Here is a 26,875-nt window from a genome sequence, read left to right as displayed (position 1 = left end):
ACGCAGAGGGCCAACGTCGTCCCTCGGCACCTGCCACATGCCACATGACGACGACGGGAGAGCCGATGCGTACGCCGCGCCAGCCGTCCCAGCATTCCGCGAATGGCCAGAACTGGTCGTTCATGGATGCTCGCCCTGCTGCACAGGGTATGTATGACCCCCGCAACGAACACGACGCCTGTGGCGTCGGTTTCGTCGCCACCCTTACCGGCGAGGCGTCCCACGCGCTGGTCGAGCAGGCCCTCACTGTCCTGCGCAACCTGGAGCACCGTGGTGCCACCGGCTCCGAGCCCGACTCGGGCGACGGCGCCGGCATTCTCTCCCAGGTGCCCGACGCCTTCTTCCGTGACGTGGCCGGATTCGACCTTCCCGCGGTCGGCTCCTATGCGGTAGGCATCGCCTTCCTTCCGGAGGACGCCACCGAGGACGCCGTCTCACGGATCGAGACGATCGCCGGCGAGGAAGGGCTCACCGTCCTCGGCTGGCGTGCCGTTCCCGTCGCCCCGGAGCTGCTCGGCGCCACCGCCCGCTCCACCATGCCGGTCTTCCGGCAGATCTTCGTGACCGACCGGGCCAGCCAGGGCATCGCGCTGGACCGCAAGGCGTTCGTGCTGCGCAAGCGCGCCGAGCGCGAGGCCGGTGTCTACTTCCCGTCGCTCTCCGCCCGCACGATCGTCTACAAGGGCATGCTGACCACCGGCCAGCTGGAGCCGTTCTTCCCGGACCTGTCCGACCGCCGCTTCGGCTCCGCGATCGCGCTCGTCCACTCCCGCTTCTCCACGAACACCTTCCCGTCGTGGCCGCTCGCGCACCCGTACCGCTTCGTCGCGCACAACGGTGAGATCAACACCGTCAAGGGCAACCGCAACTGGATGCGCGCCCGCGAGTCCCAGCTGGTCTCCGACCTCTTCGGCGACGGCGACCTCGCCCGCGTCTTCCCGGTCTGCACGCCGGACGCCTCCGACTCCGCCTCCTTCGACGAGGTGCTGGAACTGCTGCACCTGGGCGGCCGTTCGCTCCCGCACTCCGTGCTGATGATGATCCCGGAGGCGTGGGAGAACCACGGCTCCATGGACCCGGCCCGGCGCTCCTTCTACGAGTTCCACTCCACGATGATGGAGCCCTGGGACGGTCCGGCCTGCGTCACCTTCACCGACGGCACCCAGGTCGGCGCCGTGCTCGACCGCAACGGTCTGCGCCCCGGCCGCTACTGGGTCACCGACGACGGCCTCGTCGTCCTCGGCTCCGAGGTCGGCGTCCTCGACATCGACCCCGCCAAGGTCGTCCGCAAGGGCCGCCTCCAGCCCGGCCGTATGTTCCTCGTCGACACCGCCGAGCACCGCATCATCGAGGACGACGAGATCAAGGCGACGCTCGCCGCCGAGCAGCCGTACGCCGAATGGCTGGAGGCCGGCGAGATCGAGCTGGGGGACCTGCCCGAGCGCGAGCACATCGTCCACACCCACGCCTCGGTCACCCGCCGCCAGCAGACCTTCGGGTACACCGAGGAGGAGCTGCGCGTCATCCTCGCCCCGATGGCCCGGGCCGGCGTCGAGCCGATCGGCTCCATGGGCACCGACTCGCCGATCGCGGCCCTCTCCGAGCGCCCGCGACTGCTGTTCGACTACTTCACCCAGCTGTTCGCGCAGGTCACCAACCCGCCGCTGGACGCGATCCGCGAGGAGCTGGTCACCTCCCTGCGCAGCTCGCTCGGCCCGCAGGGCAACCTGCTCGACCCGAGCGCCGCCTCCTGCCGGTCCGTCGTGCTGCCCTTCCCGGTGATCGACAACGACGAGCTGGCCAAGCTCATCCACATCAACGCCGACGGCGACATGCCCGGCATGAAGGCCGCGACGCTCTCGGGTCTGTTCCGCGTCTCCGGTGGCGGTGACTCCCTCGCCGCACGCATCGAGGAGATCTGCGCCGAGGCCGACGCGGCCATCGAGAACGGCGCCCGGCTGATCGTCCTGTCCGACCGGCACTCCGACGCCGAGCACGCGCCGATCCCGTCGCTGCTGCTCACCGCGGCCGTCCACCACCACCTCATCCGCACCAAGCAACGCACCCACGTGGGCCTGCTGGTCGAGGCCGGCGACGTCCGCGAGGTCCACCACGTCGCCCTGCTCATCGGCTTCGGCGCCGCCGCCGTCAACCCGTACCTGGCGATGGAGTCGGTCGAGGACCTGCTGCGCGCGGGCACGTTCCTGAACGGCCTGGAGCCCGAGCAGGCCATCAAGAACCTGATCTACGCCCTCGGCAAGGGCGTGCTGAAGGTCATGTCGAAGATGGGCATCTCCACCGTCGCCTCCTACCGCGGCGCCCAGGTCTTCGAGGCCGTCGGCCTGGACGAGACCTTCGTGGAGAAGTACTTCAACGGCACCGCCACCAAGATCGGCGGCGTCGGCATCGACGTCATCGCCGAGGAGGTGGCCGCCCGCCACGCCAAGGCCTACCCCGCCTCCGGCATCGCTCCCGCGCACCGCGCGCTGGAGATCGGCGGCGAGTACCAGTGGCGCCGCGAGGGCGAGCCGCACCTGTTCGACCCGGAGACGGTCTTCCGCCTCCAGCACTCCACGCGCACCGGCAGCTTCGACATCTTCAAGAAGTACACCGACCGCGTGAACGAGCAGTCCGAGCGCCTGATGACGCTGCGCGGCATGTTCGGCTTCACCTCCGACCGCGCCCCGATCCCGGTGGACGAGGTCGAGCCGGTCTCCGAGATCGTCAAGCGCTTCTCCACGGGCGCGATGTCGTACGGCTCCATCTCCAAGGAGGCGCACGAGACCCTCGCCATCGCCATGAACCAGCTGGGCGGCAAGTCCAACACCGGTGAGGGCGGCGAGGACCCGGAGCGGCTGTACGACCCGGCGCGGCGCAGCGCCATCAAGCAGGTCGCCTCCGGCCGCTTCGGCGTGACGAGCGAGTACCTCGTCAACGCCGACGACATCCAGATCAAGATGGCCCAGGGCGCCAAGCCCGGCGAGGGCGGCCAGCTGCCCGGCCACAAGGTCTACCCGTGGGTCGCGAAGACGCGTCACTCGACGCCGGGCGTGGGCCTCATCTCGCCGCCGCCGCACCACGACATCTACTCCATCGAGGACCTGGCCCAGCTGATCCACGACCTGAAGAACGCGAACCCGCAGGCGCGGATTCACGTGAAGCTGGTCTCGGAGGTCGGCGTCGGCACGGTCGCCGCCGGTGTGTCCAAGGCGCACGCGGACGTGGTCCTGATCTCCGGTCACGACGGCGGTACGGGCGCCTCCCCGCTCACCTCGCTCAAGCACGCGGGCGGTCCCTGGGAGCTGGGCCTCGCCGAGACCCAGCAGACCCTGCTGCTCAACGGCCTGCGCGACCGGATCGTCGTACAGACCGACGGCCAGCTGAAGACCGGCCGTGACGTCGTCATCGCCGCGCTGCTCGGTGCCGAGGAGTTCGGTTTCGCGACCGCGCCGCTCGTCGTCTCCGGCTGCGTCATGATGCGCGTCTGCCACCTGGACACCTGCCCGGTCGGTATCGCCACCCAGAACCCGACCCTGCGCGACCGCTTCGCCGGCAAGGCCGAGTACATCGTGAACTTCTTCCGGTTCATCGCCGAGGAGGTCCGGGAGCTGCTCGCCGAGCTGGGCTTCCGCTCCATCGAGGAGGCCGTCGGCCACGCCGAGGTGCTGGACGTCGAGCGCGCGGTGACCCACTGGAAGGCGCAGGGCCTGGACCTGGAGCCGCTCTTCCACGTGCCGTCGCTGCCCGAGGGCGCGGTCCGCCACCAGGTGATCGCCCAGGACCACGGCCTGGAGAAGGCCCTGGACAACGAGCTGATCAGGCTCGCCGCCGACGCGCTCGCCGCGAACGACGTGACCGAGGCCCAGCCGGTGCGCGCCCAGGTCGCCATCCGCAACATCAACCGCACGGTCGGCACCATGCTCGGCCACGAGGTGACGAAGAAGTTCGGCGGCGCGGGTCTGCCCGACGACACCATCGACATCACCTTCACCGGCTCGGCCGGCCAGTCCTTCGGCGCCTTCCTGCCGCGCGGTGTCACGCTGCGGCTGGAGGGCGACGCCAACGACTACGTCGGCAAGGGCCTGTCCGGCGGCCGGGTCGTGGTCCGCCCGGACCGCGCGGCCGACCACCTCGCCGAGTACTCGACCATCGCGGGCAACACCATCGGCTACGGCGCCACCGGCGGCGAGCTGTTCCTGCGCGGCCGTACCGGTGAGCGGTTCTGTGTCCGCAACTCCGGCGCGACGGTCGTCTCCGAGGGCGTGGGCGACCACGGCTGCGAGTACATGACCGGTGGCCGCGCGGTCGTCCTCGGCCCGACCGGCCGCAACTTCGCGGCGGGCATGTCGGGCGGCATCGCCTACGTCATCGACCTCGAGGGCGACAACGTCAACGCCGGCAACGCCGAGGCGGTCGAGGCGCTGGACGACACCGACCGGCAGTGGCTGCACGACGTGGTGCGCCGCCACGCCGAGGAGACCGGCTCCACGGTCGCCGAGAAGCTGCTCGCCGACTGGGACGCGGCCGTGGCCCGCTTCAGCAAGATCATCCCCAGCACGTACAAGGCAGTGCTCGCCGCCAAGGACGCCGCCGAGCGAGCCGGTCTGACCGAGACCGAGATCACCGAGAAGATGATGGAGGCGGCGATCAATGGCTGACCCGAAGGGCTTCCTGAACCACGGCCGCGAGGTCGCCCAGACCCGTCCCGTCGGTGAGCGCGTCAAGGACTGGAACGAGGTCTACGTCCCCGGCTCCCTGCTGCCGATCATCAGCAAGCAGGCCAGCCGCTGCATGGACTGCGGCATCCCGTTCTGCCACAACGGCTGTCCGCTGGGGAACCTGATCCCCGAGTGGAACGACTACGCCTACCGCGAGGACTGGGCGGCCGCCCAGGAGCGCCTGCACGCGACCAACAACTTCCCGGAGTTCACCGGTCGCCTCTGCCCGGCCCCCTGCGAGTCGGCGTGCGTGCTCGGCATCAACCAGCCGCCGGTCACCATCAAGAACGTCGAGGTCTCGATCATCGACAAGGCGTGGGAGACCGGGGACGTCGCCCCGCAGATCCCCGAGCGCCTCTCGGGCAAGACCGTCGCGGTCATCGGCTCGGGCCCGGCGGGCCTCGCCGCCGCCCAGCAGCTGACCCGGGCCGGCCACACGGTCGCCGTCTACGAGCGGGCGGACCGCATCGGCGGCCTGCTGCGGTACGGCATCCCCGAGTTCAAGATGGAGAAGCGGCACATCAACCGCCGCATCGAGCAGATGCGCGCGGAGGGCACCCGCTTCCGCACCGGCATCGAGATCGGCCGCGACCTCAAGGCGACCGACCTGAAGAAGCGGTACGACGCGATCGTGATCGCCGCCGGTGCCACCATGGCCCGTGACCTGCCGGCCCCCGGGCGGGAGCTGAAGGGCATCTACCAGGCGATGGAGTACCTGCCGCTGGCCAACAAGGTCCAGGAGGGCGACTACGTCACCGCCCCGATCTCGGCCGAGGGCAAGCACGTCGTCGTCATCGGCGGCGGCGACACCGGCGCGGACTGCGTGGGCACCGCCCACCGCCAGGGCGCGGCCTCGGTCACCCAGCTGGAGATCATGCCCCGCCCGAACGACGAGCGGCACGCCACGAACCAGCCCTGGCCGACCTTCCCCGTCCTGTACAAGGTCACCTCGGCCCACGAGGAGGGCGGCGAGCGGATCTACTCCGCCTCCACCACCCACTTCGAGGGCGACGAGGACGGCAATGTGCAGTGGCTGCACCTCAGCGAGGTGGAGTTCGTGGACGGCAAGCTGACCTCGAAGCCGGGCACCGAGCGCAAGATCCCGGCGCAGCTGGTCACCCTCGCCATGGGCTTCACCGGCACCGACCGCGAGAACGGTCTGGTGGAGCAGTTTGGTCTGGACCTCGACGAGCGCGGTAACATCGCCCGCGACGCCGATTTCCAGACCAACGTGCCGGGTGTGTTCGTCGCCGGTGACGCCGGCCGCGGGCAGTCCCTCATCGTGTGGGCGATCGCGGAAGGCCGCTCGGCGGCCCGCGGAGTCGACCGCCACCTGACCGGTGCCAGCGACCTGCCGGCCCCGATCCGCCCGACGGACCGCGCCCTGGCGGTCTGACGGCGCCCCACAGACGTCCCGTACAAAGGCGTACGGAACACTGACGACGCCTGCCCCACTGTCCCCGACCGGACGCCTGGGCAGGCGTCGTTGCATGTCCGTACAGCCGAGGGGGACCATGGCCGCGATCAGTCTGCGCAAGCTGGAGGAGACCGCGCCCGCGCTGGTCAGCCTGTACAAGAGCGCCGGGGTGTCCCTGCGCGAGCACGGCCTGGACGGGCTGCGCGCCGCCGTCTACCTCGTGGTCGACCACTCCGGTTCCATGCGCCCGTACTACGAGGACGGGAGCGTGCAGGCGCTCGCCGACCGGGTGCTGGGCCTGTCCGCGCAGCTGGACGACGACGGGCAGGTGCCGGTGGTGTTCTTCTCCACGGACGTCGACGCCGTCACCGACATCGCCCTCGACCGGCACGAGGGCAGCGTCGAGCGGATCGTGGCCGGGCTCGGGCACATGGGCAGAACCAGCTATCACCTCGCGATGGACGCCGTCATCGACCACTACCTGGACAGCGGCACCACCGCCCCCGCCCTCGTCGTCTTCCAGACCGACGGCGGCCCGATCAGCAGGCCCGCCGCCGAGCGGTATCTGTGCAAGGCGGCGAGACTCCCGCTGTTCTGGCAGTTCGTCGGCTTCGGCGACCCGGACAGCCGGCAGTTCGACTTCCTGCGCAAACTGGACGAGCTGGCCGTGCCCGGCAAGCGGATCGTGGACAACGCCGGCTTCTTCCACGCCGGCCAGGACCCGCTACGCGTCCCCGACGCCGAGCTGTACGACCGGCTCGTCGGCGAGTTCCCGCAGTGGCTCGCGGCCGCACGCGCCGCCGGGATCGTACGGCCGGACCGCGTCGCACTCCCGCGTCGGTCCTCTTGACTGCCCGTCACCGAGGGCGGGTTCGAGGGCGAGCACGTTCCGGAGCGCACCCGCCCGTGCGGGGCACCTCGCTCACGCGGCTGCTGGTGCCTTGAGCCTTCGGGCCACAATGGGTCCGTGCCGACCAAGAAGAAGCCCCAGGTGACCCCGGCGGCGGCCCGACGCGGTGAACTCCTGGCCACTGCCGCCGAGGTCTTCGCCGAGCAGGGGTACAACGCCACCACCGTCCGCAAGATCGCCGACCATGCCGGGATGCTCGCGGGCAGCCTGTACTACCACTTCGATTCCAAGGAGTCGATGCTCGAGGAGATCCTGCGGACCTTCCTCGACGAGCTGTGGGAGGGCTACGACACCGTCCTCGCCTGTGGGCTCGGGCCCCGCGAGACGCTGGAGGCGCTGGTCACGGAGTCCTTCCGGGAGATCGACCGGCACCGCGCGGCCGTCGCGATCTACCAGAAGGAGAGCAGACAGCTCGTCGCCCAGGACCGGTTCGCCTTCCTGGCCGAGTCCCAGCGCCGGTTCGAGAAGGCCTGGCTCGGCACCCTGGAACGCGGGGTCGCCGAGCACGTCTTCCGCGCCGACCTCGACATCCGCCTCACCTACCGGTTCGTGCGCGACACCGTGTGGGTCGCCGCCTCCTGGTACCGGCCCGGCGGACGGCACAGCCCGGAGGAGATCGCCCGCCAGTACCTGGCGATGGTGCTGGACGGGGTCGCCGTACGGGAGTGACACCGTGCGAGGACCTATGTGTCGCACTCCAGCACCGTCCGGCACACCCCGCACCGCGCGCGGACGCGCCCCCGTACCGGTACCCGGATCCGCTGGTGGCAGGTGGGGCAGGGGAAGGTGACGCGGAGGTGGCCGGCGGGGTCGGGGGTGAAGGCGTAGGAGGCGCCCGGGGCGACGGCGGGGGCGTGACGGCGGTCGTGGGCGTAGCGGCGCCGGCCCGCCCAGCCCGCGCCGGTCAGCGGCGGCTGCTCCTCGTCCCGGCGGGCCCGGGCCATGCCCTTGCCGTAGGCGGTGTAGGCCTGCGGGCTGGTGAACCACACCGACGGGTCCTCCTGGAAGAGCAGGGCCCGCTTGGCGAGGACGTAGCCGAACTCCTCGGGGGTGAGATAGCCGAGCTTCTGCGAGGAGACCTCGTCCTCCCGGTAGGCGTCCAGCAGCAGCCAGCCCGCGCCCAGGTAGGCCGTCACGGTGTCCGTCAGGATCTCGTTCTCCGCCGTCGTGGGGAACTCGAGGCCCAGGCGGTGCAGATAGACGTGCGCCACCTCGTGGGCGAGCGCCGCGCCGATGTCCCGGCGATGGGTGCGGAAACGGTCGTTCAGCTCGACGAAGTACTCGGGGCCCGCCGCCAGTTCGACGTTCGCCGCGTGGGTCATCTCCCTGAAGCCGACGATCAGCCGCGCGTCCGGCAGCCGGAAGTGCCGCACGATCTCACGGGCCACGCGCTGCGCGCCCAGATGCAGGTCGTCGGTGTCGCAGAAGGCCACGTCGGCGGGGGCCAGACTGGTCGCGAACGTCTGGACCGTGTCGTAGGACAGCCGCCTGTACAACGCGTTGACCGCGGCCCGCACCGTCTCCAGATGCGGGAAGCCGTGCTCGACGGGTCCGCCGTTCGCCACGTCCGCACCCCCAATGCCGCAGAACTCCTTACCACTGTAGGCGCGGCGGGCCGCCGGTCATACGGGAACAAGGACGGGCCCCGGCCGGTCCGGGGCGGTCTCCCGCAGCTCCAGCACCCACAGCTCGTTCTCGCCCTCCCGCAGCACCGGCCCCGGGACGTACAGGGACCGCTGGGGCCCCACCGACCAGTAACGGCCCAGGTTGAAGCCGTTGATCCAGGCGAAGCCGCGCGTCCAGCCGGGCAGCTCCAGCCGGGCGTCCCCGGCCCCGCGGACGGTGAGCGTGCCCCGGTACAGCCCCGGGGCGCCCTCCTCGGGCGGCGCGCCGAACGGCACCGCGTCCACGCCCGCGTCGAAGGCGTCCAGATCCAGTCCACGCGCGCGTACCCCGTGCAGGTACTGCCGCTCGTGCAGGATGCCGCCCGCGGCACCCTTCGCCTCGCCGAGGAGCGGCCCGTAGTTCACCCGCCCCAGGGACTCCACCCACAGCTCCACGCGCGCGGGACCCGCGACGGGCTCCTTCAGCAGGGGCTCCTCCTCGGTGAGCACCCCGGCCCGCTCCCCGTCGACGTACACCACCGCCAGATCCCGCAGCCCGCGCACGCTCAGCGGGTACGGCTGCCGCGGCCCGGGCACCCGTACCTCGTAGCGCACCAGGCCCCGGGTGACGCCCAACTCCTCGAAGGAGGGCGGCATCGGTGTCTCGGTCTCGGTGCCGCCGAGTGTCTCCAGTACGTCGCCCAGGGGCGCCCAGCCCGTGAGCGCCGCCTCGGCCGGAGTGTCCAACGCGGCTGGCTGTGGCGGCAGTTCGGGCAGCGGGGTCAGGTGGTGGGCGGCCAGCACCTCGCGGAAGCGCCAGAACTTCTCGGTGGGGCGGCCCTGTTCGTCGACGGGCGCGTCGTAGTCGTACGAGGTCACGTCCGGCTGCAGCGGACCCACGTGCAGCTCGCCGCCGCCCCGGTTGGCGCCCGCCCAGCCGCCGGAGCTCGTGCCGCCGTGCGCCATGTACAGGTTCACCGACGCCCCGCACTCCAGGATCTCCCGCAGCGCTTCGGCGGCCTCCGCGGGATCCCTCACGACGTGCTCGCCGGCCCAGTGGTCGAACCAGCCGCACCAGAACTCCATGCACATCAGCGGGCCCTCGGGGCGGTGGCGGCGCAGCGTCTCGAAGGCCACGCGCGCGTGCGAGCCGAAGTTCACCGTGGCGAGCACCCCGGGCAGCGAGCCGCCGGTCAGCATGTGGTCCTCGGGCCCGTCCGAGGTGAACAGCGGGACCGTGACCCCCTCGGCGCGCAGCAGTGCGGCCAGTTCGGCCAGGTAGCCGGTGTCACTGCCGTAGCTGCCGTACTCGTTCTCGACCTGCACCATGAGCACCGGTCCGCCGCGGTCGAGCTGCCGGGGGACGATCTCGTGCAGCAGGCGGCGGAACCAGCCGCGGATGTGGGACAGACCGCGTTCGTCGCGGGTACGCGCGCGTGTGCCCAGCTCGTGCGTCAGCCACGCCGGCAGGCCGCCGTTCTCCCACTCGGCGCAGATGTAGGGTCCCGGCCGCACGATCGCCCACAGGCCCGCCTCCCGCGCCGCGTCCAGGAACCGGCCGACCGCCTGGACGTCCCGGAAGGTGCCGGGCCGCGGCTGGTGCAGATTCCACGGGACGTACGTCTCCACGCAGTTCAGGCCCATCGCCCGCAGCATCGCCAGCCGGTGCCGCCAGTGCGCCTCGTGCACCCGGAAGTAGTGCAGCGCCCCGGACAGCAGCCGTACCGGCCGCCCGTCCAGCAGGAAATCGCTTTCCCCTACCGTGAACTCGCTCATGCGGCCCAGCCTCTCCCCCTGGCGATGCTCCACGCCATGGACGAAGATCGTCGCTGCTTGGACAAAAGTCCGCCGTCACCGACGCCGGGAGGAGCGCCGATGTACCAGACCTGGATGCGGTTCTTCAGCCCCGCTCCCGCCCACCACCGCCTCGGCCTGGTCTGTCTCGGTGTCGGCCTCCAGCACGGCGCGCTGCCCACGGTCGGACCCCGCACCCTCGACCACCACGTGGCCGTCGTGATCAGCGCGGGCGGCGGCTGGTACCGGGGCGCCGACGGCCGCCGTACGACCGTGGCCGCGCCCGCGCTGCTCTGGCTCACCCCCGGCGTGTCCCACCACTACGCGCCCGATCCGGCGACCGGCTGGGACGAGGGCTTCGTCGACTTCGCCGGGCCCGCCGCCGCGACGTACACCGAACTCGGCTACATCGAGCCCGAGCGGCCCGTCGTCCCCCTCTCCGACGCCGCCGGACCCCGCGCGGTGATCGCCCGCATCGCCCGCGCCGCCCGCCGCGGAAACCCCTTGCTGGAGGTGGAGACCGGAGCCGCCGTGCACGAGCTGCTCGTCGCCCTGCGCCGGGCCCGCGCCGACCTCGCGCCGGACGGCGACCAGGTGCTCGAGGCCCTCGCCCGGGACGCCTGCACCCCGATGAGCGTCGCCGACCACGCACGCGTGCACGGCATGACCCCCGCCGAGCTGCGCGGCGCGGTCCGCCGGGCCGCGGGGTGCAGCCCCAAGGACTATCTGCTCGGCATCCGCCTCGCCCGGGCCAAGGAACTGCTCGCCGCCACCGAGCTGCCCGTAGCGGCCGTCGCCCGCCGCGTCGGCTACGACGACCCCGCCTACTTCTCCCGGCTCTTCACGCGCCGGGTGGGCCTCGCCCCGGTCCGCTTCCGTGCCCAGCAGGGCCGCAGCGTCCCGGGCGGCTGGAGCGACCGGGTGCCGGACCCCGGCGACCCCCCGATGATCCACTCTCCGGACACCCCGTAGACGTGGCCCGTCGACCGCATAGGGTTGTCGGCCATGACCACCAGCAACACCGGCACCGGTGACATGGAGCCCGAGGTCCGCCAGGAACTGGACCGGCTGCGCGAGAGCATCGACAACATCGACGCGGCCGTCGTCCACCTGCTCGCCGAGCGTTTCAAGGCCACCCAGCAGGTCGGCCGGCTCAAGGCCGTGCACCAGCTGCCGCCCGCCGACCCGAGCCGCGAGGCCCGCCAGATCGAGCGGCTGCGCCGCCTCGCCGAGAACGCCAGGCTCGACCCGGCCTTCGCCGAGAAATTCCTGAATTTCATCATCGCCGAGGTGATCCGGCACCACGAGCGCATCGCCGAGGACACCGCCAACGCACAGCCGGCGGACGACTGACCCAGGGCGGGAGGCCGGCTCCGTCAAGGCCCGCCTCGGTGTCCGGCAGGGGGGCCGGGGGGCGCGGACCCGGTCGGCGAGCCGGACATATGCCGTGAATCCACCCTCCCCCTGTGCGCTGTCAGTGCGATCAGGCAGCATGGCCTGCATGTCCGTACTCACGCGCGATGAAGCGCAGCTGCGAGCACAGCTCCTCGACGTCCACCGCTACACGGTCGAACTGGACCTCACCACCGGGGACGAGACCTTCGACTCCCGTACCGTGATCGGCTTCACGGCGCGGTCCGCCGGGGACACGTTCGTCGAGCTGAAGCCCGTCGAGCTGCGCACGGTCACGCTCGACGGACAGCCCCTCGACCCGGAGTCGCTCGCCGACGGCCGGCTGCCGCTGAAGAACCTCACCGCGGGCGAGCACGAGCTGCGCGTCGACGCGGTCATGCGCTACTCCCGCACCGGCGAGGGCATGCACCGCTTCACCGACCCCAGCGACGGCGAGACGTACGTCTACACACAGATGTTCATGGACGACGTCCAGCGCGTCTTCGCCGCCTTCGACCAGCCCGACCTGAAGGCCGCCTTCGAGGTCTCGGTCAAGGCGCCCGAGGGCTGGACCGTGCTCGCCAACGGCATCACCGAGCAGCGCGCCGACGGCGTCTGGCAGGCCGCTCCCACCCCGCTGGTCTCGACGTACCTCGTCGCCGTCGCCGCCGGACCCTGGCACTCGGTGCGCACCGAGCACCGCGGACTGCCCTTCGGCATCCACTGCCGCCGCTCCCTCGCGCCCCACCTCGACGCCGACGCCGAGGAGATCTTCGACGTCACGCGCGCGTGCTTCGACCGCTACCACGAGAAGTTCGAGGAGCCGTACCCCTTCGACTCCTACGACCAGGCGTTCGTCCCCGAGTTCAACGCGGGCGCGATGGAGAACCCGGGCCTGGTCACCTTCCGCGACGAGTTCGTCTACCGCTCCGCCGTCACCGACACCGAGCGGCAGACCCGCGCCATGGTCATCGCGCACGAGATGGCCCACATGTGGTTCGGCGACCTCGTCACCCTCAAGTGGTGGGACGACATCTGGCTGAACGAGTCCTTCGCCGAGTACATGGGCTACCAGACCACCGCCGAGGCCACCCGGTTCACCGACCCCTGGACCGAGTTCGGCGTCACCCGCAAGGCCTGGGGCTACGACGCCGACCAGCGGCCCACCACCCACCCGGTCGCCCCCGAGAACGTCGACGACACGGCCTCCGCGCTGCTCAACTTCGACGGCATCTCCTACGCCAAGGGCGCCTCCGCCCTGCGCCAGCTCGCCGCCTGGCTCGGCGAGAAGGACTTCCTCGCCGGCATCAACACCCATTTCGCCCGGCACAAGTTCGCCAACGCCACCCTCGCCGACTTCATCGACTCCCTCGCCTCCGCCACCGACCGCGACGTGCCCGCCTGGGCCGACAGCTGGCTGCGCACCACCGGCGTCGACACGCTCACGCCCCGGATCGCCTCGGCCGAGGGCACCCGCACCCTGACCGTCGACCGCGCGGGCAGCCGCCCGCACCGCCTCACCGTCGGCCTGTACGACCGCGACGTCGCCGACGAGGGCCGGCTGGTGCTGCGCGAGCGCATCGGCCTCGACGTCCCGCAGACCGCCGCGCAGCCCATCGGCAAGCGTCCCGCGCTGCTCCTGCTCAACGACGGCGATCTCACCTACGCCAAGGTCCGCTTCGACGCCGAGTCCTTCGCGGCGCTGCGCGGCGCACTGTCCGCCCTGCCCGACCCGCTGACCCGCGCGGTCGTCTGGAACGCCCTGCGGGACGCCGTGCGCGACGGCGAACTGCCGCCCGCCGCCTACCTGGAGACGGCCCGCGCCCATCTCCCGCGCGAGACCGACCTGGCCCTCGTCCAGGGCGTCCTCGCCTTCGCCTCCGGCCAGATCGCCGACCAGTACCTGCCGGCACAGGACCGCCCGGCCGCCCTGTCGACCCTCACCTCCCTCTGCCGCGACCTGCTGCGGCGCACCGAGGACGGCGACCACCCCGGCCTGCGTCTGATCGCCGTACGGCACCTGATCTCGGTGGCCGCCCACCCCGACACCATCGCCGCCTGGCTCACCGACGGCACGGTGCCCGGCGGGCCGGAACTCGACCCCGAGCTGCGCTGGCGCATACTCGGCCGGCTCGCCGTGCTCGGCGCCACCGACGAGGCCGCCATCGCCGCGGAGCTGGCGCGCGACCCCAGCGCCACCGGCCAGGAGGGCGCCGCCCGCTGCCGCGCCGCCCTGCCCGAGCCGGAGGCCAAGCGGGCGGCCTGGGAGGCGATGTTCGCCGGCGACGACCTGTCGAACTACCTCTTCACGGCCACCGCGCAGGGCTTCTGGCAGCCCGAACAGGCCGATCTGGTACGGGAGTTCGTGCCGCGCTTCTACGCGGACGCGGTCGCCGTAGGTGCCCGCCGGGGCCCCGCCATCGCGCAGGCCGCCGGCCGCTGGGCCTTCCCGGCCCACGCCGTCGACGCCGAGAACCTGCGGCTGGGCGAGGAGTGTCTGCACGGCACCGGCCCCACCCCGGCCCTGCGCCGTACCCTCGCCGACCGCCTCGACGACCTGTCCCGCGCCCTGCGGGTGCGCGGCGGGCAGGAAGCGACCCGGGAAGCGCCGGAGGCGTAGGACGGAAGACGTAGGCGCGACTGCTGCTTGCCGACGATGCGGCGCTCCGGTCGCCTTCCTAGGCTCGGTCACGAGTGATCGACCGAGCTTTCGGAGGCACCATCGTGATCGTAGTGACCGGAGCGACCGGCAACGTCGGCCGTGCCCTCGTCGACCGTCTCCTCGCCGCGGGACAGCCCGTACGGGCCCTGACCCGCGACCCGCGGCGGGCCGCCCTGCCCGACGGGGCCGAAGTGGTGCGATTCCAGTCGGACGACCCGGCCGCCCTGTTCGACGGGGCGACGGCCCTCTACCTCTACGCGCAGGCCGCCACGCCCGCGCTGCTGGAGGGGGCCCGCGCCCGCGGGGTGCGCCATGTCGTCCTGCTCTCCAGCGCCATCGTCCAGGAGGGCGCCGACGAGACCCACCCCATTCATGTCCTGCACGCCACCGCCGAACAGCACGTCCGTGACAGCGGGCTCGACTGGACCTTCCTGCGGCCGGGCGCCTTCGCCACCAACGCCCTCGCGTGGGTGCCGCAGATCCGCGCCGGGAACACCGTCCGCGGCATCTACGCGGGCAGCCTCTCCGCGCCGATCCACGAGGACGACATGGCGGCCGTCGCCGAACGCGCCCTGCTCGACGGCGGGCACGAGGGCGCCGTGCACCGGCTGACCGGTCCCGCGGCGACGACCAACCTCCAGCAGGTCGCGGCGATCGGCAAGGCCGTCGGCCGGGAGCTGACGTACGTGGAGACGGACCCGCACGAGGCGGGCCCGCAGCTGTTCCCGGGCGTGCCGCCGCGGATGCTCGAACGCCTGCTGCAGTCCTTCGCGGAGGCCGTCGGCGTGCCCCCGGAGATCAACGACACCGTGGAGAAGATCACCGGGGTCCCGACGCGGTCCTTTGCCCAGTGGGCCCACGACCATGTCGAGGACTTCGGCGGACCGGCATAATCCCAACGCATTTTCCCCGCACGGCAGTACCCACTTTCGGGTTCTGATCGTCGGTCTTTCGGGACACACGGGCCACTTCCGGTACAAGCTGGAAGCCGAAGGCCGGCCCATGAGCGGAGGACAGCCGATGAGCGGTGACGACCCGCTGTCTACCCCGTCCCGGCGCCCGCTGCCCGTCCCGCCCCTCGCCTCGGCCCCCGACGACCCCCACGCCCTGCGCCCGTTGCTGGGCACCGTCCTCGACGCGCTGGCGGCCGGGGGACGGGCGCGCGGCGGGCCGCTGCCCGCCGGGGGACCCGAGGCTGTGGCCGCGCGCGTCGCCGAGGTGCTCGGGGATCCGCTGGCGGACCACGGCGACCCCGACGCGCTGCGCGCCCTCGTGCACGTCCTGGCCGAGGGCGCCGCCGACCCCGCCGACCCGCTGTGCGCGGCCCATCTGCACTGCCCGCCGCTCGCCGTGGCCACCGCCGCCGACCTCGCGGCGAGCGTCCTCAACCCCTCCCTGGACTCCTGGGACCAGGCCCCGGCCGCCGCCGCCCTGGAAGCCGCGGTCACCCGCGCGCTCGCCCACGCGGCCGGGCTCGCTGACGCCCTGGTCACCACCGGCGGCACCGAATCCAACCAACTCGCCCTGCTGCTCGCCCGCGAGGCGCACGGCGCCGGCGTCCGGCTCGTCTGCGGGGCGAACGCCCACCACTCGCTGCCGCGCGCCGCATGGCTGCTCGGACTGCCCGACCCGGTCGTCGTCCCCGCCCCGAGCGGCCTCCTGGACCCGGCCGCCCTGGACGAGGCCCTCACCACGCTCCGCGGCCCGCTGCTGGTCGCCGCCACCGCCGGCACCACCCATGCCGGACTCATCGACCCGCTGCCCGAGATCGCGGCCCTGTGCGCCGCCCACGGCACCCGGCTGCACATCGACGCCGCCTACGGCTCGGGCCTGCTGTTCAGCGACCGCCACCGCGAGAAACTCGCCGGCCTCGACGCCGCCCACACCGTCACCCTGGACCTGCACAAGCTCGGCTGGCAGCCGGTCGCCGCCGGTCTCCTCGCCGTCGCCCGCCCCGCCGAACTCGCTGTACTCCACCAGCGCGCCGACTACCTGAACGCCGACGACGACACCGAGGCCGGATTCCCCGACCTGCTCGGCCGTTCGCTGCGCACCTCGCGCCGCCCCGACATCCTCAAGATCGCCGTCACCCTGAAGACCCTGGGCCGCACCGGACTCGGCGCCCTGGTCGACCAGGTCTGCGCCCGCGCGCGCGAGTTCGCCGCCCTCGTCGCCGAACACCCCGGCTTCGAGCTGTACGACACGCCCGTGATCAGCACGGTCCTGTTCCGGCCCGCCGGGGCGGGCGACGACGACGTGGCGGCCGTACGCCGCAGGCTGCTGCACGAGGGCCGGGCCGTCCTCGGCCGGGCCCGGGCCGACGGCCGGCTCTGGCTCAAGGCCACCCTCCTCAACCCCCACATCCGGCCGGACGACCTGGCCCGTGTGCTGAAGCTCGCAGCAGCCGCAGCGACGAAACCCGCACAAGCCCCTGTGAAGAAACCCGCAGAAGAAGGCACCCCCGTATGACCAACCCCCCACGCCACGAGCCCGCCTCGCCCCGCGACCTGGTCGGCGTCGGCATCGGACCGTGCAACCTCTCCCTGGCCGCCCTCGCCCACCCGCTCGCCGAACTCGACGCCGTCTTCTACGAACAGCGCCCCGGCTTCGACTGGCACCCCGGCCTGCTCATCGAGGGCGCCACCGTCCAAGTGCCGTTCCTCGCCGACCTGGTGACCCTCGCCGACCCGACCAGCCCGTGGACCTTCCTGAACTACCTCAGGTCCCGCGAGCGGCTCTATCCCTTCTACTTCGCCGAGCGCCACCACATCCAGCGCGCCGAGTACGACGCCTACTGCCGCTGGGTCGCACAGAACCTGCCCGGGCTGCGCTTTCGCCACCAGGTCGACTCGGTCCGCTGGAACCCCGAACGGGACGTTTTCGAGGTCGACTTCACCCAGCTCGACGCCGAGGGCGAGGCCGAGGCGCTGGGCCGTACCTACACCCGCAACGTGGTCCTCGGCATCGGCACCGCCCCTCATGTGCCCGACCCGCTCAGGCCGCTGGTGGACGCCCCTGGCGTGCCCGTCATCCACGCCGCCGACTATCTCGACCACCGCGACGGCATCCTCGCCGCCGAGCACGTCACCGTCGTCGGCTCCGGACAGTCCGGCGCCGAGGTCTTCCTCGACCTGCTGCGCCACCGACCGGCGGGGCGCGAGAAGCTGCACTGGATCGGCCGCAGCGAGGCGTTCGCGCCGATGGAGTACTCCAAGCTCGGCCTGGAGCACTTCACCCCCGACTACACGCGCTACTTCCACGCCCTCACCGAGCCCGTCCGGGACCGGGTCGTCGCCGCCCAGTGGCAGCTGCACAAGGGCATCGACGCGGGCACACTGGCCGCCATCCACGACGAGCTGTACCGGCGCACCCTGCGCGGCGGCTGGCCCGAAGCCGTCCTCACCCCCGGCGTCCGGGTCCGTACGGCCGGCCGGATCGCGACCACCAAGGTCGAACTCCATCTGGAGCATCTCCAGCAGGGCAGCCGCTCCCGGCTCACCACCGACGCCGTAGTCCTCGCCACCGGCTACCGCGAACGCCCGCTCGGCCGCATCCTCGCCGGGCTCGACCCCTACATGCGACGCGACAGCAGCGAACGCCCGCGCATCGACGAGGAGTTCCGGCTCGTCCTCGACCCCTCGGTCACCGGTTCGGTCTACGTCCAGAACGCCGAGCTGCACACCCACGGTGTCGGCGCGCCCGACCTAGGTCTCGCCGCCTGGCGCAGCGCGAGCATCCTCAACTCACTCATCACGAAGGGCCCCTACCCGCTGCCCGGCCGAACGGCCTTCACCACCTTCGGACTTCAGGAGCACCACCCCCGGGTGCCGCAGGCCCGTAAGCCCCACCCGGTCCGGCATCTGACACCGCTGGCCGAGTGAGGGCAAGGAACCGGTAATGCCGGAAGAAGCCCGCCGACGGCGGTGTTGGCGCATTCCATGACCACGACTTGGATCGCCGCCCATCGCACCGCCGTCATCAACCCCCATGAGGGCTTCGTCGATGACGCCGGCGCCAGGGCGATCGCCGACGCCGTCGACCTGAACTTCCTGGCCTGTTAATCGCTCATAGGAGCGGGCCGTCGCACAATTCAACACTTGTCAATAACCCTTCACGCAAAGTGTGTTGAGTGGTCATGCGGAGCCAAATTTCTACTGACGGGTAAGGCCTAGGCTCGACCTATGCGCCGAGCGAAGATCGTCTGTACATTGGGGCCCGCCACCGACTCGTACGACCAGATCAAGGCACTGGTCGAGGCCGGAATGGACGTCGCCCGCCTCAACCTCAGCCATGGCACGCACGCCGAACACGAGGAGCGCTATCGGCGCGTGCGAAAGGCGGCCGATGAGGCCGGTCGCAGTGTCGGAATTCTCGCCGACCTTCAAGGTCCGAAGATCCGGCTCGGTCACTTCGGCGAGGGCCCCGTACTGCTTGAACGCGGCGACGAGTTCACCATCACCGTCGAGGAGGGCGTCGCGGGCGACCGTCACCGGTGCGGCACCACCTACGCCGGCCTCGCCGGCGACGTCACCCCCGGCGAGCGTGTCCTGGTGGACGACGGCAAGGTCTGCCTGGAGGTCACCTCCGTCGACGGCCCGCGCGTGCGCACCCGGGTGGTCGAGGGCGGCATGGTCTCCGACCACAAGGGCCTCAACCTCCCCGGCGTCGCCGTCTCCGTCCCCGCCCTCTCCGGGAAGGACGAGGAAGACCTGCGCTGGGCGCTGCGCACAGGCTGTGACGTGATCGCCCTGTCCTTCGTGCGCAGCGGCCGGGACGCCGAGGACGTGCACCGCATCATGGCCGAGGAGGGCCGCCGTCTGCCGGTGATCGCCAAGGTCGAGAAGCCGCAGGCCGTCGAGAACATCGACGAGATCGTCGCCGCCTTCGACGGCATCATGGTCGCGCGCGGCGACCTGGGTGTGGAGATGCCGCTGGAGCAGGTGCCGATCGTGCAGAAGCGCGCGGTCAAGCTTGCCAGGCGCAACGCCAAGCCGGTCATCGTCGCCACCCAGATGCTCGACTCGATGATCGACAACTCCCGTCCGACCCGCGCCGAGGCCTCCGACGTGGCCAACGCGGTCCTCGACGGCACGGACGCGGTGATGCTGTCCGGCGAGACCAGCGTCGGTAAGTACCCGGTCGAGACCGTGCGCACCATGGCGAAGATCGTCGAGGCGGCCGAGGAGGGCATGCTCGCGGCGGGCCTGCCGCCGCTGACCGAGAGCAACAAGCCCCGCACCCAGGGCGGCGCGGTCGCCCGGGCCGCCGCCGAGATGGGCGACTTCCTCGGCGCGAAGTTCCTGGTGGCGTTCACCCAGTCGGGAGACACCGCCCGCCGGCTCTCCCGCTACCGCTCGCCGATCCCGCTGCTCGCCTTCACCCCGGAGCCCGCCACCCGCTCCCAGCTCAGCCTCACCTGGGGCGCGGAGACCTTCCTCGGCCCGCACGTCGACTCCACCGACGCCATGGTCGACCAGGTGGACGAGCTGCTGCTGAAGTACGGCCGCTGCCGGAAGGGCGACGTCGTGGTGATCACGGCCGGCTCCCCGCCCGGGGTCTCCGGCTCGACCAATCTGGTCCGCGTCCACCACATCGGCGAGGACGACAGTCCGAAGTAGCCGACGGTCCGAAGTGACCGACGGTCCGGGCAGAACGGAAAAGGGGCCCCTCGGCACGAGGGGCCCCTTCGAAACGCTGACCTTGGAATCCAAGGAAAAAGTGCCCCGGGTCGGACTCGAACCGACACTGTACGGGTTTTGAATCCGTTGCCTGCTGCCAATTGGGCTACCGGGGCTCGCAGAATCCAAGGTTTCCCCCGACCCTCCGCGCGTCCACCATACCGTAGCTAGGTAGGCTCTTGTCAGCAGTACCCGTGCCTTGAACGAGGAGCCCCCGTGACCGCCGAGTCGCCCCAGCCCGTAGACGCGCCCGACGACGACAAGTCGCACGTGCCTCCGCTGACGACCCGTGTCGTCATCGCCGAGGACGAGGCCCTGATCCGGCTCGATCTGAAAGAGATGCTGGAGGAAGAGGGGTACAGCGTCGTCGGTGAGGCCGGTGATGGCGAGCAGGCCGTCGAGCTGGCCCGCGAGCACAGGCCGGACCTGGTCATCCTGGACGTGAAGATGCCCAAGCTGGACGGCATCTCCGCGGCCGAGAAGATCGCCGAGGAGTCCATCGCGCCGGTCCTGATGCTCACCGCCTTCTCGCAGCGCGACCTCGTGGAGCGCGCCCGGGACGCCGGTGCGATGGCGTACCTGGTGAAGCCGTTCAGCAAGAGCGACGTCGTCCCGGCCATCGAGATGGCCGTCTCCCGCTTCACCGAGCTGAAGCAGCTGGAGAAGGAGGTCGCCGACCTCACCCTGCGGCTGGAGACCCGCAAGCTGGTCGACCGCGCGAAGTCCGTCCTCCAGACCGAGTACGGTCTGACCGAGCCGGCCGCCTTCCGCTGGATCCAGAAGACCTCCATGGACCGCCGTATGTCGATGCAGCAGGTCGCCGAGGCGGTCATCGCGGACAGCGAGGAGAAGAAGGCGGGCAAGAAGGGCTGAGAGTTCGGGAGTTCCCCGCGCCCCTTCGGGCGCGGGGTCCCGCGGACCTCTAGTCCTCGCCGAGATAGGCCTTCCGCACGGACTCGTCGTGCAGCAGATCCTGCCCCGTGCCGGACAGCACGACCGTGCCGACCTCCATGACGTGCCCCTGGTCGGCAAGGGAGAGCGCCGCCTGGGCGTTCTGCTCGACCAGCAGGATCGTCGTGCCCTGGGACTTCAGCTCGGCGATCGTCGCCATGATCTTCTGCATCATGATCGGCGACAGTCCCATCGACGGCTCGTCCAGCATCAGCAGCTTCGGCTGGGACATCAGCGCCCGGCCCATCGCCAGCATCTGCTGCTCACCGCCGGAGAGGGTGCCCGCGGCCTGCTTTCTGCGCTCCCCGAGGATGGGGAAGAGGTCGTAGGCACGCTGGATGTCCTTCTCGACGCCCGGCTTGTCGCTGCGCAGGAAGGCACCGAGGCGCAGATTGTCCTCGATGGTCATGCGCGGGAAGATGTGCCGCCCCTCGGGGGAGTGGGCGAGGCCGAGCTGGACGATCTGGTGGGCGGGCACCTTCTTGAGCGACTTGCCGTTGAACCGGATCTGCCCGCCGACGGGCTTGAGCAGGCCCGACAGCGTGCGCAGCGTGGTGGTCTTGCCGGCGCCGTTGGTGCCGATGAGGGTGACCACCTGGCCGGCCTCGACCGTGAAGGAGATGCCCTTGACGGCCTCGATCTTGCCGTAGGCGACCCGCAGGTCCTCGACTTCGAGCAGTGCGGTCATCGGTCGTTCTCCTTGCCGGGCGCGGCGTCCGTCGTGGTCTCGGCGTGCGCCTCGGCGGCCTCGACCTCGGCCGCCTCCTCGTCGCCGGGCGCGTTCTCGAAGGGCTCGCCCAGGTAGGCCGCGATCACCCGCTCGTCGCCCTGGACGGTAGCGCTGTCGCCCTCGATCAGCTTCTCGCCCTGCACCAGGACGGCCACCCGGTCGCAGAGGTTGAAGATGAACCGCATGTCGTGCTCGATGACGAGGACGGCGATGCCCTTGTCCCGGATGGCGAAGACCAGTTCCTCGGTGGCCCGGGTCTCCTGCGGGTTCATACCGGCCGTCGGCTCGTCGAGCAGCAGCAGACCGGGTTCGCTGGCCAGGGCGCGGGCGATCTCCAGCTTGCGCTGCTCGCCGTAGGGGAGGTTGCGGGCGAGGTGCTCGGCCTTGCGGTCGAGGCCCACGAACGCGAGCAGTTCCATGGCCCGTTCGCGGGAGGCCGCCTCGGCGCGGTGGAATCCCGGGCCGCGCAGCAGCGCGGACCACAGGCCCTCCTTGGTGCGGGTGTGCCGGCCGACCAGGACGTTCTCCAGCACCGTCATGTTCGCGAACAGCCGGATGTTCTGGAAGGTACGGGCGATGCCGGCCGCGGTGACCTTGAAGGACTTCGGCGGCAGCACCTGGTCCTTGTAGCGGACCTCGCCCTCGGTGGGCACGTACAGGCCGGTCAGGCAGTTGAAGAAGGTCGTCTTGCCGGCGCCGTTGGGGCCGATCAGGCCGACGATCTCCCCGCTGTTCACGGTCAGGTCCACGTTCCGCACGGCCGTCAGACCGCCGAAGCGCATGGTCACGCCGCGGGCGTCGAGGACGACCTCGCCGGAGGCGGGGGCGCCGGGGGCGGTGTCCTGGGTGGTGGTGTCGGTAGTCATCGTGGTCAGGCCCCTGCCTTGCTGAGGACGGCGGGCGCGTCGGTCTCTTCGTGGAACTCGAGCTGGCGGCGCCGGTTGGGGATGAGGCCCTCCGGCCGGAAGCGCATCAGCAGCACGAGAGTGACGCCGAAGGCGAAGAGCTGGTAGTCGCCGAGGAACTGCAGCTTGGCCGGGATCAGGTACAGCAGGGACGCGCCGACCAGCGGACCGGAGATGGTGCCCATGCCGCCGAGGACCACCGCGGCCAGCAGGAAGGCCGAGTTGGGCGGCACGGCGTAGGCGAACTGGTACTGCTCCGGGGTCACCGTATAGGTCACGTGGGCCTGGACGGAGCCGGAGAGACCGGCCAGGCAGGCACCCAGGGCGAAGGCGATGAGCTTGACCCGGAAGCCGTTGATGCCCATGGCGAGCGCGGCCGTCTCGTCCTCGCGGATGGCGACCCAGGCGCGGCCGATACGGGAGTCGCTGCTGCGCCGGAAGACCACGACCACGATGAGCGTGATGACCAGCATCAGCAGCAGGTAGTTGGCGAACCGGCCGATGGTGGTGCCGAGGATCTGGTGGTTCTGGCCGAAGTCGAAGCCGAGGATGTTGAGGTTCGGGATCGAGGAGATGCCGTTGGAGCCGTTGGTGACATCCGGGCCGGAGGTGCCGTCCAGGTTGAGGACGGTGATGCGGAAGATCTCACCGAAGCCGAGGGTCACGATGGCGAGGTAGTCGCCGCGCAGTCGCAGGGTGGGGGCGCCGATGATCACGCCGAAGACCATGGCGACGACCGCGCCGAGCAGTGCGGAGGCCCAGAACGGCCAGTGCACGTGCAGCGGCGAGGACGGTGAGCCGGAGACCAGGGCCGCGGTGTAGGCGCCGACGCCGAGGAAGGCGACGTAACCGAGGTCGAGGAGGCCGGCGAGGCCGACGACGATGTTCAGGCCCAGCGCGACGGTCGCGAAGATCAGGATGTAGACGCCGATCGTCGCGTACTGGTCGTTGGACTGGGTGAACGGAAAGGCCGCGGCGGCGACGAAGGCGCCGGTCATGGTGAGGGTGCGGTGCTTCGCGGTGATCGCCGAGACCCGGGCCACCAGCCCGGCCTTGGAGACGGCGGCGAAGCCGAAGCCGGCGGTGATGAGGAAGCCGATGAACAGTTCGTCGTACGGGGTGCTGACGCCGTAGCTGAAGACCAGCAGGCCCACGGCCATCGCCGCGACGATGACGAGGATCTCGGCATACGCGGGCAACGCGCGCGCCGGATCGGGGGACTTGGCGGCGAAGGCCGACTTGAGGACGTTCCGTTTCTGCCGCGCGTTGTGGCGGAACAGTTCCCAGCCGGAGTCGTCCGGGTCGACGGGGTCGGGCTCGGGCCGTTCGAACGGCAGGGCCAGCGCGCCGACCAGGGCGGCGAGCGTGGCGACGGCGACGACGAAACCGCCGGGGTCCAGGTTCACCAGGCCGCCGAGTTCGGAGCTGATGGCGATCACGGTGTACCAGGCGGTGCCGAAGGTGCCGAGTGCCGCCATCTTCAGGGCGCTGTCGGCGCTGCCGGGCGTCAGGACACCGAGGCCCTTGACGCCGTAGGAGGCGAGGCCGAACAGGGTGGTGAGGATGGAGCCGACCAGCACCAGGACCTGCAGGCCGCCCGGGTAGCCGTAGACGGTGAGGTCGCCGGGGAAGTCGGAGGTCCAGGTCCAGGAGAGGAACGTGGAGACGATCGCGAGGGCGCCGCCGCCGGTGGCGAGGGCCCGCCCGAGCGGGGCCGGGAGGCCGATCAGACCGGACCGGGCGGCCACGGGTGCGCTCGGGCTCTCGGATGCGGTGGTGTCTGTGGTCATCGGTGTCACGCCCTGTCCGCGACGCGTTCGCCGAGCAGGCCCTGTGGCCTGAACAGCAGTACGAGAATGAGGAGTACGAACGCCCAGACGTCTGCCCAGGACTGGCTGCCGAACTTGTCCATGCCGGGGATGTCCGAGATGTAGGCGGTGGACAGGGCCTCGGCGACGCCGAGGACGAGGCCGCCGAGCATGGCGCCGTAGATGTTGCCGATGCCGCCGAGGACGGCCGCGGTGAAGGCCTTCAGGCCGAGGAGGAAGCCCATCTTGAAGTCGATCTGGCCGTACTTGAGGCCGTAGGCGACGCCGCCGACGGCCGCGAAGGTGGCGCCGAGGGCGAACGCGATCACGATGATGCGGTCGGTGTTGACGCCCATCAGCTTCGCGGTGTCCGGATCCTGGGCGGTGGCCTGCATGCCGCGGCCGGTACGGGTGCGCATCACGAAGTAGGCGAGGAACGCCATGCTGAGCGGGGCCGCGACGACCAGGAAGATGTCACCGGTCTGGATCGTCACGTTGCCGATGTCGAAGGGGCCGCCCGGAATGGTCGGGAAGGTGCGGGCGGACTTCGCCTGGGGGTACCAGGCCCACACCGCCTGCTGGAGGGCCAGGGAGAGGCCGATGGCGGTGATGAGGGGGGCGAGACGTGGGGCGGTGCGCAGGGGACGGTAGGCGAACCGTTCCGCTCCGACGGCGACCAGGACGGCGACCAGGACGGCGCCCACCAGCATGAGGGGCAGGGCGATCCACATCGAGGTGCCGTCCGGCAGTACGTACGCGTAGACCGTGAGCGCGCCGAAGGCGCCGGTCATGAAGATCTCGCCGTGGGCGAAGTTGATGAGCTGGACAATGCCGTAGACCATTGTGTAGCCGATGGCGACGAGCCCGTACATGGATCCCAGGAGCAGGCCGTTGACCAGCTGCTGCGGCAGTTCGTTCACCGCATGTCCTCCGAGACGTTCGGAAAGTGCGACGGATGGGGCCGGATGCGAGTCCGCGCGGGGCGCCAGTGGAACAGCGCCCCGCGCGGCTCGGTCGGTGCGGGAGGGGGGTGGGGTCAGCCGCCGCTGTAGGTGCCGGACTCCACGGCCTTCCAGGCGCCGTTCGTCACGGAGTAGACGGTGAGCTGCTTGTTGGTCGCGTCACCGTACTGGTCGAAGGAGACCTTGCCGGTCACGCCGTCGAAGGACACGTTCTGCACGGTCCTGGTGACCTGCGAGCGGGCGTCGGACGGCAGCTTGCCGCCGTTGTTCTCGACGACCTTCTTCACGGCCTCGATGATCGCCCAGGCCGAGTCGTAGGAGTAACCGCCGTAGGCCGCGTACTCGTCCTTGTAGCCCGCCGCCTTGTAGTTGGCGACGAACTCCTTGGCAGAGGGCAGCGTCTCGACCGGCGCGCCGACCGAGGTGGCGAAGTCGCCGGTGGCGGCGCTGCCGGCCAGCTTGATGAAGGTCGGGTCGTAGATGCCGTCACCGCCGATCAGCGGGATGTTGGCGCCGGCGGACTTGATCTGCTTGCTGAGCGGACCGGCCTGCGGGTACTCGCCGCCGTAGTACACCACCTCGGCGCCGGAGGTCTTCACCTTGGTGGCGACCGCGGAGAAGTCCTTGGTGTCGGGGTTGATGTGCTCGGTGCCGACGACCTTGCCGCCGAGCTTGGTGAACTCGTCGGTGAAGGTCTTGGCGAGACCGGCGCCGTAGGTCTTCTTGTCGTCGATGACGAAGACCTTGGTCTTCTTGGCCTTGTTGTAGATGTACTGGGCGGCGAACGGACCCTGGACGGCGTCCGTGGTCGCGGTGCGGAAGTACGACTTGTACGGACGCACCTTGCTCTTCTGCCAGTTGGTGCCCTGGGTCAGGTCCGGGCTGGTGTTGGCCGGTGAGACCTCCACCAGCTGGTTGTCGTCGAAGACCTTCTGCATCGACTGGGCGACGGAGGAGTTGAGCGGGCCGACGACGCCGAGGACGGAGCTGTCGCCGACGAACGCGGTGGCGTTCTGCTGACCGGAGGAGGGCTGCGCCTGGTCGTCCTTGGCCTCGACCTTGAACGTGATGCCCTTGACGAAGTTCTGCTTGTTGGCCGTCTTGGCCGCCAGGTCCGCCGAGTTCTTGATGCCCAGGCCGAGCGCGGACAGGTCGCCGGTCAGTGGGGCGTCGACACCGATGACGACGGTGCTTCCGGCGCCGGAGTCGGAACCCTTGTCGCCGCCGCTGTCGCGCGAGCCGCAGGCGGTGAGGGTGAGTGCTCCCGCTGCCAGCGCGGCGGTGATGGCGATGAGCGAACGTTGACGCACGATCAGTCCTTTCCCTGGACGACCGCCTCCCCCT

Annotated in this window: 20 protein-coding genes and 1 tRNA gene; 13 read left to right on the top strand and 8 right to left on the bottom strand. The window is 70.9% G+C overall.

Annotated features, from left to right (window positions below):
- Positions 1-65: 65 nt before the first annotated feature.
- The 4 genes from gltB (at position 66) to ADK64_RS00290 (ending at position 7,714) form a co-directional block, all read left to right on the top strand.
- Positions 66-4,658: a glutamate synthase large subunit gene (gene gltB, locus ADK64_RS00305; protein WP_199829455.1), complete on the top strand. Its 4,593-nt coding sequence runs from the start codon at positions 66-68 to the stop codon at positions 4,656-4,658.
- Positions 4,651-6,114: a glutamate synthase subunit beta gene (locus tag ADK64_RS00300; protein WP_053653673.1), complete on the top strand. Its 1,464-nt coding sequence runs from the start codon at positions 4,651-4,653 to the stop codon at positions 6,112-6,114. The genes gltB and ADK64_RS00300 overlap by 8 nt, the downstream gene beginning before the upstream one ends.
- 118 nt (positions 6,115-6,232) lie before the next feature.
- Positions 6,233-6,985, top strand: coding sequence for a vWA domain-containing protein (locus tag ADK64_RS00295; protein WP_053653671.1), 753 nt, complete (start codon positions 6,233-6,235; stop codon positions 6,983-6,985).
- Positions 6,986-7,102: 117 nt separating this feature from the next.
- The gene (locus ADK64_RS00290) at positions 7,103-7,714 is read left to right on the top strand and encodes a TetR/AcrR family transcriptional regulator (protein WP_053653669.1); all 612 of its coding nucleotides are present in this window, start codon (positions 7,103-7,105) and stop codon (positions 7,712-7,714) included.
- A gap of 14 nt (positions 7,715-7,728) precedes the next feature.
- On the opposite strand, the gene ADK64_RS00285 is transcribed toward ADK64_RS00290, so the two are convergent.
- Both ADK64_RS00285 and ADK64_RS00280 read right to left on the bottom strand, forming a co-directional pair.
- Positions 7,729-8,610, bottom strand: a complete 882-nt coding sequence (locus ADK64_RS00285; RefSeq protein WP_053653668.1) for a hypothetical protein — start codon at positions 8,608-8,610, stop codon at positions 7,729-7,731.
- Positions 8,611-8,667: 57 nt separating this feature from the next.
- Positions 8,668-10,425: a glycoside hydrolase family 35 protein gene (locus tag ADK64_RS00280; protein WP_053653666.1), complete on the bottom strand. Its 1,758-nt coding sequence runs from the start codon at positions 10,423-10,425 to the stop codon at positions 8,668-8,670.
- Between the two features lie 99 nt (positions 10,426-10,524).
- Between ADK64_RS00280 and ADK64_RS00275 the strand changes: the two genes are divergently transcribed.
- From ADK64_RS00275 to pyk, 8 genes are all read left to right on the top strand, one after another.
- Positions 10,525-11,415 (top strand): helix-turn-helix domain-containing protein, encoded by an 891-nt coding sequence (locus tag ADK64_RS00275; protein ID WP_053653663.1) that lies wholly within the window; start codon positions 10,525-10,527, stop codon positions 11,413-11,415.
- A gap of 33 nt (positions 11,416-11,448) precedes the next feature.
- The gene (locus tag ADK64_RS00270; RefSeq protein ID WP_053653661.1) at positions 11,449-11,796 is read left to right on the top strand and encodes a chorismate mutase; all 348 of its coding nucleotides are present in this window, start codon (positions 11,449-11,451) and stop codon (positions 11,794-11,796) included.
- A 148-nt stretch (positions 11,797-11,944) separates the two neighbouring features.
- Entirely contained in the window at positions 11,945-14,455 is a 2,511-nt protein-coding gene (pepN, locus tag ADK64_RS00265) for an aminopeptidase N (protein ID WP_053654339.1), read from the top strand.
- Positions 14,456-14,559: 104 nt separating this feature from the next.
- A complete protein-coding gene (locus ADK64_RS00260; protein ID WP_053654338.1) occupies positions 14,560-15,390 on the top strand; it encodes an NAD(P)H-binding protein in 831 nt (276 codons plus the stop codon).
- A gap of 169 nt (positions 15,391-15,559) precedes the next feature.
- Positions 15,560-16,966 carry a pyridoxal phosphate-dependent decarboxylase family protein gene (locus ADK64_RS00255; RefSeq protein ID WP_107092900.1) on the top strand — a complete coding sequence of 469 codons (1,407 nt, stop codon included), beginning with the start codon at positions 15,560-15,562 and terminating at the stop codon, positions 16,964-16,966.
- Positions 16,963-18,378 (top strand): lysine N(6)-hydroxylase/L-ornithine N(5)-oxygenase family protein, encoded by a 1,416-nt coding sequence (locus ADK64_RS00250; RefSeq protein ID WP_053653657.1) that lies wholly within the window; start codon positions 16,963-16,965, stop codon positions 18,376-18,378. The genes ADK64_RS00255 and ADK64_RS00250 overlap by 4 nt, the downstream gene beginning before the upstream one ends.
- Before the next feature lie 57 nt (positions 18,379-18,435).
- Positions 18,436-18,558 carry a hypothetical protein gene (locus ADK64_RS48315; RefSeq protein ID WP_267888514.1) on the top strand — a complete coding sequence of 41 codons (123 nt, stop codon included), beginning with the start codon at positions 18,436-18,438 and terminating at the stop codon, positions 18,556-18,558.
- A 120-nt stretch (positions 18,559-18,678) separates the two neighbouring features.
- A complete protein-coding gene (gene pyk / locus ADK64_RS00245; protein WP_053653655.1) occupies positions 18,679-20,115 on the top strand; it encodes a pyruvate kinase in 1,437 nt (478 codons plus the stop codon).
- Positions 20,116-20,216: 101 nt separating this feature from the next.
- On the opposite strand, the gene ADK64_RS00240 is transcribed toward pyk, so the two are convergent.
- Positions 20,217-20,291, bottom strand: a tRNA-Leu gene (locus tag ADK64_RS00240).
- 100 nt (positions 20,292-20,391) lie between these two features.
- On the opposite strand from ADK64_RS00240, the gene ADK64_RS00235 reads away from it, so the two are divergent.
- Positions 20,392-21,048, top strand: a complete 657-nt coding sequence (locus tag ADK64_RS00235) for an ANTAR domain-containing response regulator (protein ID WP_053653653.1) — start codon at positions 20,392-20,394, stop codon at positions 21,046-21,048.
- Positions 21,049-21,097: 49 nt separating this feature from the next.
- On the opposite strand, the gene ADK64_RS00230 is transcribed toward ADK64_RS00235, so the two are convergent.
- The 5 genes from ADK64_RS00230 to ADK64_RS00210 all read right to left on the bottom strand — a co-directional run bounded on the left by ADK64_RS00230 (position 21,098) and on the right by ADK64_RS00210 (position 26,841).
- Positions 21,098-21,814 (bottom strand): ABC transporter ATP-binding protein, encoded by a 717-nt coding sequence (locus tag ADK64_RS00230; RefSeq protein ID WP_053653652.1) that lies wholly within the window; start codon positions 21,812-21,814, stop codon positions 21,098-21,100.
- Positions 21,811-22,722, bottom strand: a complete 912-nt coding sequence (locus ADK64_RS00225) for an ABC transporter ATP-binding protein (protein WP_053653650.1) — start codon at positions 22,720-22,722, stop codon at positions 21,811-21,813. Before ADK64_RS00225 ends, ADK64_RS00230 begins: the two co-directional genes overlap by 4 nt.
- Positions 22,723-22,727: 5 nt before the next feature.
- Positions 22,728-24,551, bottom strand: coding sequence for a branched-chain amino acid ABC transporter permease (locus ADK64_RS00220; protein WP_053653648.1), 1,824 nt, complete (start codon positions 24,549-24,551; stop codon positions 22,728-22,730).
- Between the two features lie 5 nt (positions 24,552-24,556).
- On the bottom strand, positions 24,557-25,489 hold the full coding sequence (locus tag ADK64_RS00215; protein ID WP_053653646.1) for a branched-chain amino acid ABC transporter permease: 933 nt from the start codon (positions 25,487-25,489) through the stop codon (positions 24,557-24,559).
- A gap of 116 nt (positions 25,490-25,605) precedes the next feature.
- A complete protein-coding gene (locus ADK64_RS00210) occupies positions 25,606-26,841 on the bottom strand; it encodes a branched-chain amino acid ABC transporter substrate-binding protein (RefSeq protein WP_053653644.1) in 1,236 nt (411 codons plus the stop codon).
- Positions 26,842-26,875: the final 34 nt, after the last annotated feature.

It is taken from the genome of Streptomyces sp. MMG1121 (genome assembly GCF_001280015.1).
Lineage (GTDB): Bacteria > Actinomycetota > Actinomycetes > Streptomycetales > Streptomycetaceae > Streptomyces.
Note: the sequence above shows the minus strand (reverse complement) of the source record. Positions and strands in the feature narration are given on the sequence as shown.

Bases quoted from the DNA above. Each gene is read 5' to 3' on its own strand.
- ADK64_RS00230 (WP_053653652.1), bottom strand. From the start codon at position 21,814: ATGACCGCACTGCTCGAAGTCGAGGACCTGCGGGTCGCCTACGGCAAG.
- ADK64_RS00295 (WP_053653671.1), top strand. From the start codon at position 6,233: ATGGCCGCGATCAGTCTGCGCAAGCTGGAGGAGACCGCGCCCGCGCTG.
- pyk (WP_053653655.1), top strand. From the start codon at position 18,679: ATGCGCCGAGCGAAGATCGTCTGTACATTGGGGCCCGCCACCGACTCG.
- gltB (WP_199829455.1), top strand. From the start codon at position 66: ATGCGTACGCCGCGCCAGCCGTCCCAGCATTCCGCGAATGGCCAGAAC.
- ADK64_RS48315 (WP_267888514.1), top strand. From the start codon at position 18,436: ATGACCACGACTTGGATCGCCGCCCATCGCACCGCCGTCATCAACCCC.
- ADK64_RS00250 (WP_053653657.1), top strand. From the start codon at position 16,963: ATGACCAACCCCCCACGCCACGAGCCCGCCTCGCCCCGCGACCTGGTC.
- pepN (WP_053654339.1), top strand. From the start codon at position 11,945: ATGTCCGTACTCACGCGCGATGAAGCGCAGCTGCGAGCACAGCTCCTC.
- ADK64_RS00280 (WP_053653666.1), bottom strand. From the start codon at position 10,425: ATGAGCGAGTTCACGGTAGGGGAAAGCGATTTCCTGCTGGACGGGCGG.
- ADK64_RS00275 (WP_053653663.1), top strand. From the start codon at position 10,525: ATGTACCAGACCTGGATGCGGTTCTTCAGCCCCGCTCCCGCCCACCAC.
- ADK64_RS00270 (WP_053653661.1), top strand. From the start codon at position 11,449: ATGACCACCAGCAACACCGGCACCGGTGACATGGAGCCCGAGGTCCGC.
- ADK64_RS00300 (WP_053653673.1), top strand. From the start codon at position 4,651: ATGGCTGACCCGAAGGGCTTCCTGAACCACGGCCGCGAGGTCGCCCAG.
- ADK64_RS00220 (WP_053653648.1), bottom strand. From the start codon at position 24,551: ATGACCACAGACACCACCGCATCCGAGAGCCCGAGCGCACCCGTGGCC.
- ADK64_RS00225 (WP_053653650.1), bottom strand. From the start codon at position 22,722: ATGACTACCGACACCACCACCCAGGACACCGCCCCCGGCGCCCCCGCC.